The sequence below is a fragment of the Paenibacillus sp. RU5M genome, assembly GCF_900221055.1.
GTDB lineage: Bacteria > Bacillota > Bacilli > Paenibacillales > Paenibacillaceae > Paenibacillus > Paenibacillus marchantiae.
On record NZ_OBQM01000009.1, the window covers coordinates 53,390 to 72,191 of the forward strand.

The window sequence follows — 18,802 nt, forward strand, 5'->3', positions numbered from 1 at the left end:
TCTTTTTTTGCTAAACTCACACTGTGATTAGAATAGTTATTAAAGCTTATCCAGATATTCAAGTAGACGGTACAGAACGACAGATACTTGAGCACGAGTTGATGTAGCTTTTGGAGCAAACTTGTTGCCAGACATACCTTTTACCAAACCATTCTCTACAGCAAAATGAACAGCTGATTTCGCTCCATCTGAAATTTGATCTTCATCCTTGAAACCAATGGATGTTACTCCTTGTTTTATTTCCAAAGCATCGGCAATCATCAAAACCATATTTTCGCGTGTCAATTGGTCCTGTGCACTCGCTTCTTTACTACGTGTTTCCCAATCGATTCCCGTTCCGAAAATACGATCAAGCAACGTCGCAAATTCTGCATGAGTAATGGTACTATTCGGTGAGAATGTGCTAGCACTAATACCCTTAGCAATTTGTTGAGAGGCTATAACTTCGATTTCATCTTTAGCCCAGTGGCTGTTGATGTCTCCAAAAGTTACAGCATTCTCTACAACAACATAAGAACCTGGTTGTGTTACATTGAATTCCAATTGCCCTTTTTGAGACACATTGGACAAAGACGCAGGCTGCCAAGCATCTTTTGTTGTTTGATGATAAGCAATAACTTTACGTACGTCTTTTACAGAGTTCACATCATATTTCAAAGTAAGCCCAATATTGTGCTTGAATTTGTCTGCATCAAGATCAATAGATACAATTTGAGAAACAATGTTCTCGTTTTGTTTGTTATCCTTGCCTTCTGCAACTTGCAACTTCAAGCTGAATCCTCTATCTGTGACGTAATCCGTCAAAGAAGCAGCAGGTATAGTCACATTGAACGTTTTGCCCTCAATAATCAGATTTTTACCTGAGGCTTGAATTTTATCAGCAATAGCCTTGCTGATTGTCAGATCTACTAGACTATATTTGTCAAACTCAACGCTTGATAAATCCAGCTTGATTTCCTTCTTATCATCCTGCAACTGTGTATTAATTACCGCTTCGGAAATCGCTGCTGTAGCCTGTGTAGTTCCGTCAGCGTTTTTCTTTTCGGATACAGATGCGTCACCTTTAATTGTAGGCGTAGGTGCAGGTGATGGGGAAGAATTGGAAGAACTAGATCCGCCTGAAGACCCTGAACCAGAGCCCGGTGATGGTGTACCAGGATTAGGAACTTCCGGATCAGGATTTTTTTTCACCAGAAGTGATGTAGTCGCTGTTCCTATCAAACCTTGCAAGTCTTCAACAGACATTTCCACAATGTACTCCCCAGCTAACAACTTGCCGAGTCTAAGAGTGAATGAGCCGTCTGTTTCAACTTCAAAGGCACCTTCCGTAATCTTCTTATTCGTTGTATCTTTCACAGTGTAACCAGCCTTCAATGAAGCTGTTACATTAAGTTCAGTATCCCATCCACTTTTAAGCGCTGGAGCGGCTACGATATAAAGATCATCAACATTACCTGTCAAAGCTTCTTTGTCCGCCTGCACCACTTCCAGATTTTCTGGTGCTGTTACAACCGGAGCTGCTTTTTTCACCAAAAATGGAGAAGTATCTTCGATATACGTTTTTCCATCAACACCGATTGCAGTGATATCAACCGTGTAAAGACCATCTGGAATAGTCGTTACCTCGTCGGTAGTGTAGTCTGCATACTGTCCATCCCAAGCCAGAGTATATCTTGTGTTGGCAGCGAAACTATAGTAGTTTCCAAAAATAGATCCAATATATCCATCTCCATAATAGCCCCCATCCGGGTTAAGGCCATCGAAGATCTCAATAAGGGCAAAATTCATTGGATTGTAGAATTCCATAGCTACATTGAGTGTATCCAGCGTACCATCAGGCTTCAATGGATAATGGAACGGGTTCTTCTCTGTACCTTTCACAGTCTCAATGTATTTAACGCCTGCCAATGTAAGGTTGAAATGTGCGACATATGGAACACTAAATGTGTCCGTTCCATTAGACAACTGAAGGTAGCCTTGCGCTTCTGTTACCGCAGTAACACCTTTTGGAACTGTAATAGTAACCTGTAACTCTTCCTCACCATTCAGTGTAAAAGAGCTCTTATCCACCGCAACGGATACACCAGGAATTGTACGAGTTGGATTCACGCTTACAGTGTAGTTTCCACCGCTGCCATTCAGCGACTCCACTTTGATCGTTTTGCTGACGGTTTTTTCGTCCGTGCTGAGGAAGTTACCAAAATTCACACTACCTGTAACATTTGGTTTCTCGACAGCCACGCCATTCTCTGTGTATTTCGTTACATCCAATACTTTAACAAATGCAGCAGGATCAATCGTTTTCACCGCTTGAATACGACCTGCACCTTGATCAAACACATCGTATTTTGTCGTGTCGAGCACTTTACCATTGTTCATGAGTGCAACTTTAATATCAAATGGTGTCCAGTCACTGTGCTTCTCAATCAACAGGGCAACCAGTCCGGCAACATGAGGTGTGGCCATACTTGTACCTGATTTACGATCGTAAGCCTGTGAATAATCAGCTCCAGGTTCGTCCTTGCCATAGGCAGGAACAGTAGACAGAATACTGGTACCCGGTGCAACTATATCCGGTTTGATATCCAGAGTCACCTTGGCTGGTCCGCGGGAGCTGGATGGATTCATTTCATCGCCAGCCGTTTGACCTTTAACGAAGTCACTAAAGCTCACTTCAACGCTTTGACCGGCATCCAGCTCAGCCTTGATACTTTCTCCATCTTCCTTCGACATGCTCAAGGTTGGAATAAGTTCAAAATTATCTCCCAAACTCACCCCGATCGGGCCTGGAATATTGTTATATACGATAATAGCAACTGCACCAGCAGCTTTGGCATTGGCTACTTTCTCTACAAATGCCAGCTCACCGCGCTGTACAAAAGCCACTTTGCCTGTAAAATCCTTGCCTTCAAAGTCGGTCGGTTTACCCAACCCTGCGAATAAAAGATCATATTGATTCGTCAAAACAGCTTCCGGATCTGCTGAGAGGCTCCAGCCCATTACATCAAGTCGGTACACCGACTCAGTAACAGCCAATGGATTTTGCTCCGTTTCAGTTGGAGCAATCGCAGGCTCTTCTTTCACAGGTGCAACCTCTGGAGAGGTTTCGACTGGTGCCGAAGGCGAGGCTGGCTGAACACCCTCTTCGGATTGGCTGGCTTCCACATCTAGAGCTGTAACATCAGCAGACGCTGTTCCAGACAATGCCGCTTCGTTTGTTGATGAAGCTTCTTCGCCTGTTGCACCTTCCGGTGTTGTTGATGGTTCACCTTGAGCCGGAACTTCAGGAGTTTCCGTCCCCGGTGCTGTTCCCAGTTCAGGAGATGGCTCAACTTCAGGGACAGGCTGTTCTTCTGGAAGTGTACCTTTACCTTCCTCACCAATCCAGAAATGAGTGTTGGCTGTAATGCTTTGGCTAGGCCCTGTGGAGTTACCTACAGTGATTGCCATAGCCGATGCTCCTGGAGAACCTAATGTATAACGATTCGGGCCATCATTACCACTTGCTACAACTGCAGTCACGCCAGACAGCGTGGCATTGTTAAGAGCAACCGAAGTAATGTAACTTGGATCATTGGCAGCGTTACCCAACGAGAGATTGATTACATCCATACCATCGGCAACGGAACGATCGATTCCCCCTAATACCCATGAGGTTTGTCCACTACCATAGGGTCCAAGAACACGATAGGCATAGATATCAGCTTCGGGTGCAACGCCGACAATGCCGTAGTCCCCTGCTTCTCGAGCAGCAATGGTACCGGCTACGTGAGTACCGTGGGATGTGTAATAGGCGCTTCCATTGGCATTAAACTCAGGTGCCCCAGACACTTTCCATTCTTCATGTGTTGTTTCGTAAGGATCATTGTCATTTCCTACGAAATCCCATCCACCTTTGTAGGCGTCTTGCAAATTAGGATGCTCATAATCGATTCCTGTATCAATAACACCAACTTTGACACCTTTTCCTTTGTATCCCAGATTCCATACTTCAGGGGCGCCAATAAATGGTGCGGTATCTTTCATATAAGGATTCACTTCATCTGTTTCCGGGGATACGGTAATTTCAAGGTCAGGGTATACACTGACAACACCCGGTATGCGAAGCAACTGTCCCAATTGGTTACCCTTAAGTTCAATGGCTACACCATTCAGGGCATATGCGTAATTTTCCAATACTTCGTGTTTGATTTTATTCTGAGTGAGGCTATGTACAAATGACTGTTGTTGTTGCTCGACTTGAGTCACAGCCTTTGTTTCCATAGAGGAGGTAAAAGATTTTCCTGAGAGGGTAGATTCGCCTTGCGCAACAGCAACTGGTTTATTGGAGAGCTCAACAATTACTCTTGTTTTCTCTCCCCCAAGACCTTCTAGGCTCTTGTCCAAAAATGGATCTGCTGCAAGCTTTCCTTCCCGCTGGGCAAGAATCTCTCTCCATTGTGTGGCTTCGCCCTTGCTTAGCGAGTTCTCAAGCTGAACACCTACAGGAGCGGCTCCGGCCGCTGGCATGATGATAGAAAAAGTCATTAGGATACTTAACAATATGGATATCAATCGTTTATTCAAGACTATGCCCCTCCTTCTCAATATGAAAGTACCTCACCAATCGCTTGGGTCCTGCTATGACAAGTACTGCAATACCTGTGAACAACTCACCGCCCTATCTGCAAGAAGATTGACCCTTGGTAAATTATTCTACTAAAATAACACATTTTCCTTCTAAATAATTACAAATATGATATCAAAATTACTTATATGGTTCTTGAGTAAGAGAAAAGCGTGAAATTGTATTTATTTGTCGATTGAATATTTCAAATTTTAAATACAGCATAGGAAAAAAGGCCAAGAGCCTCTTCATTCTGAAAGAGATTCCTAGCCTAATTGTGATCGATGGATTTCATGAAAAACATTCTATTAATTCATTTAACAAAGATACATATTTTGTTTATTTAACTTCCCGGCTTCACTGCTTCAATTCGAAGACGCTTATAATCGGCATAGATTGCATCTTCTTTCCAGAGCTTCGGCACAACGATTTGGTTCGTTTCACGACAGATTTCCTGAATTTGTTCCTGACTCAAACCATCAAAATAGTCCCCTCCAAAATGAGCCAACCAGCCCTCTATACCCTGTTCACCATCCGCCAGTCTAGTAGGACGGTCATAGTGGTAGGCCTGTCGCACCAAAAACCCGCATTGTTCCAAAATGTTGCTATATTGCCCGATCGTCGGGAAATACCAAGGGTTGCGCTCTGATCCAGGAATGCCAGTGTGTCGTTCAAACACTTCCTCTAATGCATCTACAATGATCTGTACATTGCCTTTGCCACCGAACTCCGCTACAAAACGTCCCCCAGGCTTCAAAGACTTCCATATACTATCCACTACAAGTCGCGGACTTCGCATCCAATGTAGAGCTGCATTGGAAAAGACGGCATCATAGAGCTTGTTCGTCTCAAACTGATGTCCGTCCCCCTCCATGAACTCGATATTGGGAAACTTCTCTCTTGCACGACGAATCATGTCGGGTGATGCATCCATGCCGACTACATCAGCCTGCGCTGCAGTAATTTCGTACGTCAAATCCCCTGTCCCGCATCCCAAATCAAGGATATACTCCCCTTTTTGAGGTTGAAGCCATGAGATTAAACTTTTACCATAACCCGATACAAAAGCCAGTTTGTTGTCATACTCATCCGCTTGCCATTGATTAATCGATTGCATGGATACCACCATCGCTTTCATGATTGATATCTTCATTGTGTCACAGGATGGTTTATTAATTAAATATATAAATTCTATACACTTGATAGTTTACACCTATAAATAATTACCAACCTCCTAACTTCGGGGTTCTCATCCCTTGTACGCAAAAAAGCTTCCCGAAGGAAGCTTTTTTCTAACGTCCCAGGAGGGATTCGAACCCCCGACCGACGGCTTAGAAGGCCGTTGCTCTATCCTGCTGAGCTACTGAGACAAATATGTATAATAAAAATACCGCGCGATTCCTATTATACTCTCATTTCTATATTTTTCAATAGTTTTATAAAAAAATTAATTGCATCATTCCACATGACTTGAACGTATTATTTTCATACTCAACACAGATACAGAATATGAATGCTTTAAGCAGGCAATATTGAGGATATTAAGCTCAGTTGCATTTAAAATGGGCAGACATATTCAGGATGAGACTTGCTGGGTAATCATTTGCATACATACATTCAACTGAACCAAATAAAGGAGAGAAACCGCTATGAGACAACTTTTATCAGCATTATCCTATTTTAGTATCTTCTTCGCCCCGTTCCTGTTTCCCATCATTATTTGGATTGTAGCTAAAGACAACTATATTGAGGGACATGCTAAACGAGCCTTACTCTCACATATATTCCCGTTTCTTGCGGCAATCCCGCTACTTTATTTCTTCGTTACCGCCCACAGTCTAGGTTCCGCTGTCGGATTCGTAATTCTGTTCTTTGTCATTTATGCATTAAGTTTTGTGTACAATATCGTCAAAGGTATTCAAGTACTGCGTGAATATGCCTAACCACAAGCTCCACAACGAAGTTAAAATAAACATTCAAAAACCCGCCTTTCGAAAGAAGGGCGGGTTTCTGCATTCCGGTTACTTGTTTCCCTGACGCCACGGATTTCTCTGGGCAGGACGCTTGCTGTTAATGGCGAGCACTTCCTCGGCAAACTCGGTATGATGCGCATAAAGGTTCCCTTTGTTTTTCTTGAACTTGGAAGCCACTGCTATCACCTCCCCGGAACTTGCATATAGTATGGCTCCGGGTAATTCCGCTTATCCTTTGCAGCTATCGGCATTTGTTGGAACGCCCACCTTAACCTTGCCCCACCAAATAACGCTGAAGCGTCGGTCCCAGTAATCCAAAAGCAAGTAACTCACTCTGAAACCGGGCTTTATCTTCTCCTGCTGTAATGCCTTCACTGTTCTCAAACGCCGTTTCCGTGGCATCTTCAAACGCGTTGTGCATATTGTTATTGTACCAATCCAGGACTGCATCCGAATGATTGCGTACAATTCGAACGACTTCAAGCGAATTCCCTGGCTGGGTAGCCGCAACGTATACAAGCAAAGACGGATCACCCGTATTTCCAGGCTGTACCTCAACTTCTGCACAAGACAATCCATCCACTTCGGTTAATCTGCGTATTTTGGCATCCTGAATGGCATACATTTGTTATCGCGCTCCTTTGTCCATTTCATGTACTTTGTTCGATCTGGTATCGGGTCTCTGGTGTTCCCAAACGGTAAATCTCCCGATACACCTGCTGTAACACAGCTTCATATGCGCGGTTTACAGACTCCTCCGGCGTATCCGGCCAAGGGAATACCATTCCTGGAAAGGCCTCTTCCTCTTTTTCCTGCATCAGATTAAGCAGTCCCAGTAATTGTTCCGCCTCCTGAGGCGTCGCCTGGATCACCCATTCATACGACGTTACGTGCGGGTCCGGAATAACGGAGCGCCCCATGACAGATACATAATAGGTCATACTGTCCATTTGCAAGTTCTCTCCTTCACAGGCATGTTGAGGCCGTTGTCCCTAGATATAGTTTCCGAAGAGGACAGACATTTTATGCCTGCTTTCGGCATATATTTGTTACGACTTCTGACGAAAAAGACAACATTTGCTGGCTGTTAGCAACTAAGCAGCCATACGGATGAATGACTCGACTAAGAAAGGATGAACAAACCATGTGCGGTATAACCGGCTTCATACAGTGGAATCGGGATTTGACCCAGGAATCAGAGCTGCTGGTCCGGATGACGGACAGCTTGTCGAACCGGGGGCCCGACGCTTCAGGTACATGGATCTCCAATCCTTGTGCGTTCGGACATCGGCGTCTCAGCGTTATGGACCCGGAGAACGGGGCACAGCCCATGCATGCGTTACAGGGAGACACCTCCTATACCGTCGTGTATAACGGAGAACTATACAATGCACCCGAGTTGAAAAAGGAATTGCTCCAGCGCGGACACCATTTCCGCACACAATGTGATACGGAAGTGCTGCTCGCCTCTTATATTGAGTGGGGTCCGGCCTGCGTTGACCGGTTTAACGGAATTTTTGCTTTTGCCATATGGGATGGCGGACGTGAACAGGTTTTTATCGCCCGTGATCGGTTGGGTGTCAAACCCCTGTTCTACAGTCATGCAAAGGATGCACTCGTATTTGGCTCAGAACCGAAATCACTGCTCATCCACCCGGATGTAGAAGCTGCAGTAGGCCCTGAAGGTTTGGCAGAAGTATTTATTGTCGGTCCTGCCCGGACACCTGGACACGGCGTATACTCCTCCCTTAACGAGCTCAAACCTGCGCATGCGCTTATCTACAACCGAAACGGTATTAAAACCTATGCTTACTGGAAGCTGGAAAGTCAGAATCACGAACATAATTTGGAAGAGACAGCTGCCGAAGTACGCAGACTGTTGCAGGATACATTAGAACGCCAATTAGCTTCTGACGTTCCGGTCTGCTCTCTTTTGTCGGGGGGACTGGATTCAAGCGCTCTATCTGCGTTAGCGGTAGATTATTATAACCGTACAGGTCAAGGCCAGGTCAGCACGTATTCTGTTGACTATGTGGATAATGCAAAGCATTTTCAGGCCCATTCCTTCCAGCCTGGTGCAGATGGACCCTGGATTAAGCGTATGGTGGATGAACTGAAGACAGATCATCACTGGATTGAGATTGAAAATGGCGAGTTGGTTCACGCACTGACCCAGGCGATGCTTGTGCGTGATTTGCCGGGTATGGCGGATGTAGATTCCTCTCTCTATCTGTTCTGTAAAGAAATCAAAAAAGGAGCCACCGTTGCCATTTCGGGCGAAGCAGCGGATGAAGTATTTGGCGGTTATCCTTGGTTCCACCGGGAAGAGATGCTCAACTCCGGTACATTCCCATGGTCTGTTGCGCCTGATATGCGAGCAGGATTATTATCCCCGGACATTCGGGAATGGATCAGGCCACTCGACTATCTCGCGGACCGCTACTCGGATGCTGTGGCTGAAGTACCTTTACTCGATGGGGAGACCGGTAAAGCAGCCCAAATGCGAGTAATGTCCTATCTGAACATCACCCGCTTCATGCCTACACTACTGGATCGGAAAGATCGGATGAGTATGGGAGCGGGCCTTGAGGTTCGGGTACCTTACTGTGATCACCGTTTGATTCAATATGTATTTAACGTGCCTTGGGACATGAAAATGACAGGCGGACGGGAAAAAGGCATTCTGCGTAAAGCGCTGGAAGGTGTACTGCCTGACGATGTGTTGTACCGGAAAAAGAGTCCTTATCCGAAAACACATAATCCGCAGTATCTTGCTGCCGTTAAACAGCAGGTGCTTGATATTCTGGATGACGCAAGCTCACCGATCTTGCCTTTAATCGACAAAGCTCAAATTCGTAAATTGGCCTCTTCACCGGATGCTTCATCGAACCTGCCCTGGTTTGGACAGTTAATGTCGGGTCCACAGCTATTTGCATATCTGACACAGATCAACTCGTGGTTGCGTACGTACAAAGTGGCCATTCGATAAAAAAAGCTATCTTTTCATTCTTAAAAGGGGTGCTGATGAGCAGCATAATAGCTGTTCATCAAGCACCCCTTTACCGATATCTATGGATTGATCAGTACCGGATTACGTTCAAGCAATCCACTTCCAAAGATATCTCTGAACGGAGAATCCTCCATATGAATATAACCGATGTAACAGCCACACTTCTTCATGCCACACGGCCGATCTGCGGCCAAAGCCTGCAAACCATCGCGGTAGAGATGCCCAATAATTCGACGATCCTTGTAACACCTTTTTACATGCCCTGACCCTTGCACATAAAATACCTCCGAACCAGCGGAACAGCGCTTGCCCAGACTATCATAATCCCGCAGGTTCCCATCAAACAGCGGATCAACGGATCGTAAAAAGTCGACCTCTTCCACGCTGTAATAATTGGGTCGATCTTTAAATGCATTGATCCACATATACACGTCATCGGGTAACGCCTGCCTCATCGATTCAATAGCAGGAAATGCGCTGCGCAATCCAACCGTCCCCACACTGAAAGCAAGTCCCATCTCACGTAAAGTCAAACATTGTTTGACGAAGGAAGACTCCTTCGTTTCACGCGGGTGATAGGTTGCCCAGAATGCCGCTTTATCCCGGTTCATTTCGCGCGCCCAGTCCAGTTTGACAGACAGATTGGTTTGGACTGCAATTTTATCCACATGTGGCATATGCGATAGTTCAATCATCGCTTCCCGATACCAACGTCTTACCAGAGCTTCTCCATAAGGGTTAAAGAAAATCGAAAATTGATGTCCAGCACTCTCCTGATCCTTAACCCAATTCACAAATTGACGCAGTTGTTGTTCATCCACTTCCAACGTCTCCTTGGAATCTACCGTTTTGCTAAACGGGCAGTATGGACAGTCGTAATTACAGGACGACAGCTTCCCCCGATAATACAAGGTTGCTCTCATGAGAACACAAACCCTTCCATTTGTTCACGAACCTCAGCGGATATGAGCCAATCTCCAATGGCATCCGAGTAGCCTAGTCCCTCTTCTGTCAGACGCAGTACCCGGTTACCCTTATCGTCCTGCTCAAGCTCAGCCATGCCCTCAGACAACAGTTCACTCAACCATCCGTAGTCTGACAGGACTTCCGTCCCGAATCGCTGATCATAATCCGACAGCGCCAAACCTTCCCGATGCAGCAGGGCTTTCAGAATAAAGCGGCGCTTCTGCTCCTCCCGGCTGAGTACAATGCCGTAATCGGCCACATCATAACGCTCGGTTGCCACATAATCGGCGATGATGCTCTGTGTGGTCTTATAACTAACACCATACTTGGAAGCATAGTGTACTTCACTGGTATAAGAGCGTGCACCGCAACCCAGACCAACCATGCCTTCCTCCTGACAGCTGTAGGGTAGAAGCTCTTTGCTTCCAGAAGATGATTGTTCTTTGGCAAATCTGCGCATGGAATACTGGACATAGCCTCTGCTTTTTAAAGTCTCACGCGCAGCCTTATACAGCTCCATCCGAATATCCGGTCCCTGACGTTGTATATCATCCGGTTTCACAATGGTATTCTCGCGGGTGTACAGTGGGTAAATGAAAATCTCACCCGGTTCATATGAAAGGACACGTTCCAGCGAATACAGCCATGATTCCACCGTTTGTCCTGGCAGACCATAGATTAGGTCCAGATTCAACAGAGGGAATTCATACCGTGTAAGCTTCTCAAGCGCGCGTTCCACTTCCTGTGGTTTTTGCGGACGGTAAATGGCCGAGGCTTCGGCTTCGATAAAACTTTGGATGCCCATACTTACCCGGTCCACACTTCGCTCCTTCATGATCGCCAATTTGGCTTCCGTCACGGTATCCGGTGATGTTTCTACCGAGATCGAAGCTTGCGTTGGATCGAGCCCCATCACCTGTTCCGCAATATCGAACAAGCGGTTCAATTGAATTTCATTTAATAATGTGGGCGTCCCACCACCGATGGCAAACCTCGAATAGGGTCTCCGTGATGTGAGTGGTGCCCACTGTTTGGCTTGCCGTTCCAGCGCATCCACATAACGCACATGGGTGTCATCACGACGATCCGGCAACGTGAACAGGTTGCAGAATCCGCAACGAGCGGCACAAAACGGAATGTGCATATATAAAAAATACGTATCGGTATTCTCACGTTCCCACAATGGACCGAGCGGTAAAGGTGGGTTCAACTCCCGATATGCGGTCTTGTGGGGATACGAATATAAATAAGAGCGATAGGGGGAAGCAAGCACTTCTCTGAGACCTGTAGCTGTATTGGATCCGGACTGTGCGGAATGACCTGCTGTCGTATGTTGAGATTGATCGTCCATCGGTTTCCTCCCTATATCCGGTTTGTAGTTGTTGATGATATGAATCATTAGTTCTATAAAATAAATTCACGGTAAGGCACATTCCAGACAACATCATGCGCAAGCCTGTGCCCCTGATAACCGTCCTCCCCATACGCCGTTCCATGATCGGAAAAAGCTAAACAAAACGTAGGCCGTGAACGCTGCCTCATTGCATCAAACAATGGCCCAAGGGCCTCGTCCACATACCGAAGCGCTGCACGCTGTGTTTCTACCGAGTCCTCTCTTGCACCCTCCACAAAATAGCGATTGGGACCATGGATAGCAGACACATTCAGGAACAAAAACAACCTCTCATCCGGTGCGCTTTGCTCCAGCAGCTTCAAGGCATGCTGAACCTGATGCTCAGTTGATTTAGGATTGGTTACCCCAAAATTCATCCGCCAATAGCTTTGCTGAAAATAACCCGGCAGCACTTTGGCAAGTGGATTTTTCTTGGTGAAGAAAATGACCCCGCCAATACAAATCGTACGGTATCCTTCAGCCGCTAACCCGGATACGATATCCGGTGTGTCAAACAGCCACGTATGCGGATGCGTCTTTAATCCGGTATTTCGGGAATGAAAAAGTCGTACGTGGGAGGCTTTGTCCGTATTGGCAGGTGTAGGCATGAAGCCACCAAAAAAAGCATGATGTGCCGCATAGGTAAAACTTCCCGGAGTATGGCGCTTCTCCCAAGGACCCGTACCGCACAGGTTGGGGCAATTCTGTTCCTCCAGCTTAGCCACGTCATACCTTAACGTGTCCAGCGTAACCATTAATAGATCATGGGAGCCTACGATGGTGTTCATATCAGTCATGGTTGTAAGGCTCCTTTCGCAAAAGTTCCATTTGCCATTCATAGGTTCCAAGTCCGTTATGCTGCACTCTGTACAACAAATCTCCGAACGGATTCACATCCAGAATATAGGCACGCGGCTCAGTACCTCCACTGAGCATCACATCAATCCCGGCAGACCATGAGTTGGGGAAGGCAGCCATTGCTGCTTTCGCTGCTGTCTGAACTCTATCCATCCGCTGTTCATCCAGCCCTGCTTCTGCAGGCAGCAACCGCTCATTACGCAAATGCAAATTGGTGATTGGTGTCTGACTTAGCCGTACGATGGCATGACCTGCTTGTCCACCTGCCACAAGCTGGCGAATATCAAATACGCTTGAACCCAGGGATGCTTTTGCCATCCAACGTTCAATCTGGGCACCCTCAGAACACAGCCAATCCATCAGCGCAGAAATCTCTGAAGTATGTGTGTACCTGCGCAACCGGCCTTCATTATAAAAAATGACCTTTCCCTGAACCCGTTCCATTCCCACAGTGGTTATAGCGATTTCGGCACCCGTTCGCGGATTAATTTGATAGGCAACAACGCCTGAAGCCCCGGAGCCACATGCAAGTTTCACGAAAACGCGATTCATACCGGCTGTTGTAATCGCTGTACGCAGGTCCGCATAATTGCGGATCGGTTCCGAAGATTGGAGCGTTGGGGGAACGTGAACGCCATGGACAGATAGATGCTGCTGGCATTTCCTTTTATCAAACATAATCGCAATGTCATGAGGATCATTCATGAACCGGGCATTAGGCCAATATTCCAGAGCTTCATGGCGAATTCGTTCCAAACAGGCCTTCCAGCCACGAAACCATTGGTTGGGCGCGTAGATCCGTCCCCACTCCTGTTCAAGAGTGAGTGTCTGTTCTGCCGGAATCATTCCCGCAGAAAGGCCATCGATTAACGGAGATACATCATTCACAGCTCCAAGAAAGAGCAGCTCACGCTCTACTTCCCATTCCTCACCAGGGGCATCCAGTCGAATAAGAGGTACACTATTCACTCCATGAACTAAATCATGATTCGCATATAATATCGATGCTGGTGAAGATATCCACGGCTCTCCCTTAACGTGTGTAGTCCCTCGCCCTTCCAGACATTGCTGTACGGCATCCGCCATGGTTCCGCCCCGTCTCCAAGTCTTTAGCAACCGGGCATAAGGCAGCACAAGTGCAGGTTGTAAGCCAATACGCTGTCTTGCCTCCTGTAATCCAAGGGTTCGGCGATTATTCGGGTTTCCAATTAACAATAACGGCTGCTCCAGCGTCATATCCGAATCCTTAACTGGGCTTTGCAAATTTTCTTCCATTTCTGTCATGCCTGACATCATTTATTCCGTTAACGACGGGTAACGCCAGTCATCTTCATCACTCTGTTGTTGCTCGCTAACATCTACGTGTATACCTGAACGTTTCCAGCGAATGAGCATGTCGTCTGTCATGTAGTGGTAACTAAGATTGAGATGTTTCAGTTTTTTGATCTTATCACTAGCGAGCAGCGCCTCTGCCCCTTCATCAGACAACGTGCCCTCTGACAGATCCAGGATTTCAAGTTGATCCAGAATGGGTGCCTCAGCCGCAGCTTTCGCAATCTCATCCTGAATTTCACTGTCTTTCAGACCCAGGTATACGAGCTTTGGAAATAAGCCCTGTTCCAAAAGTGGAAGTACATCTTGAAGTGAACCGTCGAATCCATAATCATCCACGCCCAGATACAGCTCAAGCTTACGCAATTCAGGCAACTTAGCCCGGGCAATTGAAGCTAACACGCTTTTGGGAAGACCACCGCAAATAATGATTAATTCTTCAAGTTTGGCATGTTCGATGGGTTCCAGACTTAGTCCGCTGCTGCCCTTCACTGAGAATGACTTCAATTCAGGAAAAGCAGCCAATAGTGGTGTGAGATCCGTCTGAATAATCCATGATACTTCGCATTCTTCAAAGCCCATATCTCCGATGAACAGTTTCTTCAAAGAAGGAAAGCTGGGAGCCAGCTCGATGAGCGTGCCCATAAATTCATCCGGCGAATTTTCATAAGCCTGCCCCCAGTCTCCAATAATCAGACTCTCCAGCGAACCAGCCTCCGGTTTGGCAGCCAGTTCCCTAATCAACGTTTCCATACGAATACCGTTCTCATAATCATCATAAGACACCGTAAGCTTCACTTCTTGCATAAGCAAATCCCCTCCGTTTGAGTTCATTGATGATTCGTTAACTTGAATGTTAACCCATACTGTACAAGACTTGCAACTTCTTCCAACCCCGGTCCTAATGCGCTGCTCAAACGTGAAATATCCGTATTTTTTATATAGGTACAAGAACGTACGTTCCGATATTTTCACTAAAAAAAGCGGGATTTATTTTGGGTCCCACGTATTGGCTTTAAACGAATCTGCTCCACTCATAAAAATAAAAAAACGTTAATGGTCGGTGAAGCATTCCACAGGAATGACTCTTACCTTCCACTAACGCTTTGATATTTAAGCAAGGCCATAATTCACCTTATACATTCATATTCATATGAGCTGATTCGTTTGAATCTCAGCCTTTCAGGCTGGATACGAGCGCTCTCAGGGCATGGCCCCGGTGACTGATCGCCTGCTTTTGCTCCAGCGTAAGCTCGGCCATCGTCATCTCATATTCAGGCACATAGAAGAGTGGGTCATATCCAAAACCGCCACCACCGGCTGCCTCAGCTGTGATCCAGCCTTCCACCATGCCTTCTGATTCATACTTGTCTCCGGTTGCCGGATCATACAGCACCAATGCACAGACGAATCTTGCTGGACTCAAAAGCGGTTGCTCCGTATCCTCACCGGATTTGAGCGATTCCAGCGCTTCAAGCAGTTTGGCATTGTTCTTCTCATCGGTTGCACCCTCGCCTGCATACCTCGCAGAATACACTCCCGGGTCACCGTCCAGCAGATCCACGCACAATCCCGAATCGTCAGCTAGGACAGGCAAACCAAGAGCATCGCCCACCGTTTTGGCTTTCTTCCAGGCATTATCTGCAAAGGTTACGCCATCCTCAACAACATCCGGCAGCTCCGGATAGTCGAACATGCTTTTGACCTCTTTGCCCAGTGGAGCGAATGCATGAGCGAATTCACGTACTTTCCCTGCATTACGGGTTGCGACAATGATAATTGGGCTATCCAGACTCATGTTAGGCTTCTCCTAATCCACGAGCACCGATCTTGAGTGCAATGGGTCCGAGAACTTCTTTTTGACGCTCAATCATCTCCAGAATGCCCTGCTCACCCAGCTCCAGCATCGCGTTCAGCTCACGACGGTCAAATGGTGCTTCTTCACCTGTTCCCTGAAGCTCCACATATTTCCCGCCGCCTGTCATCACGAGGTTCATATCTACCTTGGCTTTGGAATCTTCATCATAGTTCAGATCCAGCACAGGCTGTTCTCCAACTACACCCACACTTACCGCTGCAATGAAATCCGTAATCGGGAATACTTGCAATTTATGCTGTTGGGCAATTTTGTTCACCGCGAGTGCCAGAGCTACAAACGAACCAGTAATGGACGTTGTGCGTGTACCTCCGTCTGCTTGAATTACATCACAGTCCAGTGTAATCGTACGTTCACCAAGCGCCTGCAAGTTAACGACCGAGCGCAGTGCCCGGCCAATTAGACGCTGAATTTCCATGGTGCGTCCAGTCAATTTGCCGCGGTTCGCTTCACGTTGATTACGGGTATGTGTTGCACGTGGCAGCATGGAGTATTCAGCTGTTACCCAGCCTTTACCCTGCCCTTTCATAAAGGGAGGAACACGTTCCTCCACCGTAGCTGTACAAATAACCTTGGTATCTCCCACTTCAATCAGTACAGAACCTTCGGCGTATTTATTCGTGTTAATTGTTAAATTCATCGGGCGCAGCTGGTCGCTGGTTCGTCCGTTAGATCTCATCATTTCTGCCTCCTACGACTTAAGCATCCTGTAATGTCGAGCTTGTTCACACTTTTACTAATCCCTTCTATATTACCAAAGAGTTCACTTAAAAGCATCCTGTCCCCCAAAGAGTTCTACCAACAGTAGGCTAAAACGCCTTTGTGACTTAAATTGGAATTTCATTGATATATTCAGGCTTCGATACTGGGGCACTGTAATCCCGATTATCATCACTCATGACTGTCTTTTGCCCATTCCATTCGATCTGGACTTTAGCTTCCTTGCCAGCTGTATTCTCGGCCGTAGTCAATACAACGGATTGCAGCAGTTCACTTGGCACGACATCTCCCTCAGTGAACATATCATCTTTGAGTGCAACCGTTACGGTTCCATCCTCAGACGTTTTGACCGATTGCAGCTGCGTTCCGCCCGTCATAACCTCTTCCAGCTCGCCGCCTTTGGCTGGCCCCTTGATCAGTTCATTCAACGCCGCCTGCACCCGGTCTCCACCTGGTGTCACTAGACGTGTAACCGGGACGTAATATTGAATGCCTGCTGGCGAAGCGGCTGAGAAATAAACCGTTACCGGACTGCTGTTGGTCGTGAATGTATCACCCAAATCAAGATTAATGCCTACCGCCCGATTCAGCGGTTCCGGCAGCGGTGTGCTGTTTACTGGCATTTGCGTTAACTTTTTGCCGTCTACCCAAATCTGTACATTCTGCACATCTGGTGTGCCGGTGAGAGTCCAGGTGACAGCCTCCAGCATTTTGCGCTCGTTCTTGGCATCATACTTGGCAAAATTGCCGGAGAACTCCACGACTGCCAGTTTATCATCCGAATGAATCGTTACGTTCTGAACAACGGTACCCTGCGGGAGAACGCCCTGAAATCCTTCAGGCAACATCCCAGCATATGGACCACCCGTCACAAGTGTATCCAGAGCGGTCTTGGGACTGCTGACGTCCGTGCCCGACGGAAGTGTCATGGATACTGGAGCCAATAAACCTTGCTGGTCCTGCAGATACACGGTTGTAAGTGGCAGCTTGGCAAGTGATCCGTTGCCTTCGGCCGCCTGAATCATGGCCGCTTCCTGAATCGGCGGCGGTGGATCAATAGCCTCGGAGGACTGTGCCCCAAACATACCACATCCGGATAACACCACAGGAATACTCAACAGTGCAGCTGCAGAAGCTGTACGCAAATAACGGATCTTACTCATGATCACGTTCCCCCTCATCATTTTTACAGTTTGTACTACCATGTATACGAGCCTTTGCCCAAAAAATAACTACTTTTTAAACAAGCTCATCATGCATAAAACTGAAAACAGGCTTTCCATCCCCATCGAGGGATAGCAAAGAAACCCAAAACGGTTAATAACGTATTAGGATACAAGTGTAGGGACAATGCTAACTTCAGAGGAGGAATCGCCCATGGAACATCCGGAGCAAGAAAAAATCCCTTACAGCCTGAATAGCCGTAAAGTGGCAGAGGCAACGAGGGAATGGCTGCACAAGCGGGGCGTTACGATCCCTGAGATCGCAGAACTGGTCATGATGCTGCAAAATAAGTATTACCCAGGTCTAACGATGGAAGAATGTATCGACAATGTGGAGAAAGTATTACGCAAACGTGAGGTGCAGAACGCAGTCCTGACAGGTATTCAACTGGACTTGCTGGCAGAGCAAGGCTTACTCATTTCTCCTTTGCAGGAGATGATTGAGAATGATGAAGGGTTATATGGCGTGGATGAGATTCTCGCATTCTCCATCGTCAACGTATACGGAAGTATCGGATTTACGAACTACGGTTATGTAGACAAGCTAAAACCCGGTGTGCTTGAACGTTTAAACGACAAGAGTCTCGGGCCTGTGCATACGTTTCTGGATGATATCGTGGGGGCCATTGCCTCAGCGGCCAGCAGCCGGATTGCGCATCGCAAACAATCGGAGCTTGAAGAAGCTTTGGGAGAAAAACCTGTCAGCGATGATATCGTATAATTTGCATGTGTAATAGGAGTTGGAAATGAACGAACCAAGTAAATTCAACAATCAGACTTCTTCTGATCATGACAAAAAGGCGGCCACGAAGGCCGCTTCTTTTGTGTTGATTCACTTATTTTTG

Annotated in this window: 16 protein-coding genes and 1 tRNA gene; 3 read left to right on the plus strand and 14 right to left on the minus strand. The window is 46.7% G+C overall.

Features of this window, described 5'->3' with window-relative positions; translation table 11 throughout:
- Positions 1-39: 39 nt before the first annotated feature.
- The 3 genes from CRO25_RS23300 to CRO25_RS23310 all read right to left on the minus strand — a co-directional run bounded on the left by CRO25_RS23300 (position 40) and on the right by CRO25_RS23310 (position 5,976).
- Positions 40-4,566 carry a S8 family serine peptidase gene (locus CRO25_RS23300; protein WP_079696605.1) on the minus strand — a complete coding sequence of 1,509 codons (4,527 nt, stop codon included), beginning with the start codon at positions 4,564-4,566 and terminating at the stop codon, positions 40-42.
- A gap of 383 nt (positions 4,567-4,949) precedes the next feature.
- Positions 4,950-5,744: a class I SAM-dependent methyltransferase gene (locus CRO25_RS23305; RefSeq protein WP_244552226.1), complete on the minus strand. Its 795-nt coding sequence runs from the start codon at positions 5,742-5,744 to the stop codon at positions 4,950-4,952.
- A gap of 158 nt (positions 5,745-5,902) precedes the next feature.
- Positions 5,903-5,976, minus strand: a tRNA-Arg gene (locus CRO25_RS23310).
- 279 nt (positions 5,977-6,255) lie between these two features.
- Here CRO25_RS23310 and CRO25_RS23315 point away from each other — a divergent pair.
- On the plus strand, positions 6,256-6,549 hold the full coding sequence (locus tag CRO25_RS23315) for a DUF4870 domain-containing protein (RefSeq protein WP_063566709.1): 294 nt from the start codon (positions 6,256-6,258) through the stop codon (positions 6,547-6,549).
- Positions 6,550-6,627: 78 nt separating this feature from the next.
- Here CRO25_RS23315 and CRO25_RS34005 read toward each other — a convergent pair whose 3' ends face one another.
- The 3 genes from CRO25_RS34005 to CRO25_RS23325 all read right to left on the minus strand — a co-directional run bounded on the left by CRO25_RS34005 (position 6,628) and on the right by CRO25_RS23325 (position 7,529).
- Entirely contained in the window at positions 6,628-6,756 is a 129-nt protein-coding gene (locus CRO25_RS34005) for a hypothetical protein (protein ID WP_256336669.1), read from the minus strand.
- A 91-nt stretch (positions 6,757-6,847) separates the two neighbouring features.
- On the minus strand, positions 6,848-7,204 hold the full coding sequence (locus CRO25_RS23320; RefSeq protein WP_063566708.1) for a hypothetical protein: 357 nt from the start codon (positions 7,202-7,204) through the stop codon (positions 6,848-6,850).
- Positions 7,205-7,229: 25 nt separating this feature from the next.
- Entirely contained in the window at positions 7,230-7,529 is a 300-nt protein-coding gene (locus CRO25_RS23325) for a hypothetical protein (RefSeq protein ID WP_063566707.1), read from the minus strand.
- A 194-nt stretch (positions 7,530-7,723) separates the two neighbouring features.
- Between CRO25_RS23325 and asnB the strand changes: the two genes are divergently transcribed.
- Complete coding sequence (gene asnB / locus CRO25_RS23330; RefSeq protein ID WP_063566706.1) at positions 7,724-9,568, plus strand: asparagine synthase (glutamine-hydrolyzing); 1,845 nt, start codon at positions 7,724-7,726, stop codon at positions 9,566-9,568.
- Positions 9,569-9,648: 80 nt separating this feature from the next.
- On the opposite strand, the gene CRO25_RS23335 is transcribed toward asnB, so the two are convergent.
- From CRO25_RS23335 to CRO25_RS23370, 8 genes are all read right to left on the minus strand, one after another.
- The gene (locus tag CRO25_RS23335) at positions 9,649-10,512 is read right to left on the minus strand and encodes an STM4011 family radical SAM protein (RefSeq protein WP_063566705.1); all 864 of its coding nucleotides are present in this window, start codon (positions 10,510-10,512) and stop codon (positions 9,649-9,651) included.
- Positions 10,509-11,906, minus strand: coding sequence for an STM4012 family radical SAM protein (locus tag CRO25_RS23340; protein WP_063566704.1), 1,398 nt, complete (start codon positions 11,904-11,906; stop codon positions 10,509-10,511). Before CRO25_RS23340 ends, CRO25_RS23335 begins: the two co-directional genes overlap by 4 nt.
- Positions 11,907-11,959: 53 nt before the next feature.
- Complete coding sequence (locus CRO25_RS23345; protein ID WP_072735426.1) at positions 11,960-12,745, minus strand: STM4013/SEN3800 family hydrolase; 786 nt, start codon at positions 12,743-12,745, stop codon at positions 11,960-11,962.
- A complete protein-coding gene (locus CRO25_RS23350; RefSeq protein WP_244552227.1) occupies positions 12,738-14,090 on the minus strand; it encodes an STM4014 family protein in 1,353 nt (450 codons plus the stop codon). The genes CRO25_RS23345 and CRO25_RS23350 overlap by 8 nt, the downstream gene beginning before the upstream one ends.
- Positions 14,091-14,102: 12 nt before the next feature.
- The gene (locus tag CRO25_RS23355; protein WP_063566702.1) at positions 14,103-14,945 is read right to left on the minus strand and encodes an STM4015 family protein; all 843 of its coding nucleotides are present in this window, start codon (positions 14,943-14,945) and stop codon (positions 14,103-14,105) included.
- A gap of 367 nt (positions 14,946-15,312) precedes the next feature.
- Positions 15,313-15,936: an XTP/dITP diphosphatase gene (locus CRO25_RS23360; protein ID WP_063566701.1), complete on the minus strand. Its 624-nt coding sequence runs from the start codon at positions 15,934-15,936 to the stop codon at positions 15,313-15,315.
- A gap of 1 nt (position 15,937) precedes the next feature.
- Positions 15,938-16,696: a ribonuclease PH gene (rph, locus tag CRO25_RS23365; RefSeq protein ID WP_053783129.1), complete on the minus strand. Its 759-nt coding sequence runs from the start codon at positions 16,694-16,696 to the stop codon at positions 15,938-15,940.
- 145 nt (positions 16,697-16,841) lie between these two features.
- Complete coding sequence (locus CRO25_RS23370; protein ID WP_063566699.1) at positions 16,842-17,897, minus strand: GerMN domain-containing protein; 1,056 nt, start codon at positions 17,895-17,897, stop codon at positions 16,842-16,844.
- Between the two features lie 214 nt (positions 17,898-18,111).
- Between CRO25_RS23370 and CRO25_RS23375 the strand changes: the two genes are divergently transcribed.
- Positions 18,112-18,678, plus strand: coding sequence for a phosphatidylglycerophosphatase A (locus CRO25_RS23375; protein ID WP_063566698.1), 567 nt, complete (start codon positions 18,112-18,114; stop codon positions 18,676-18,678).
- The last annotated feature ends 124 nt before the right edge of the window (positions 18,679-18,802 follow it).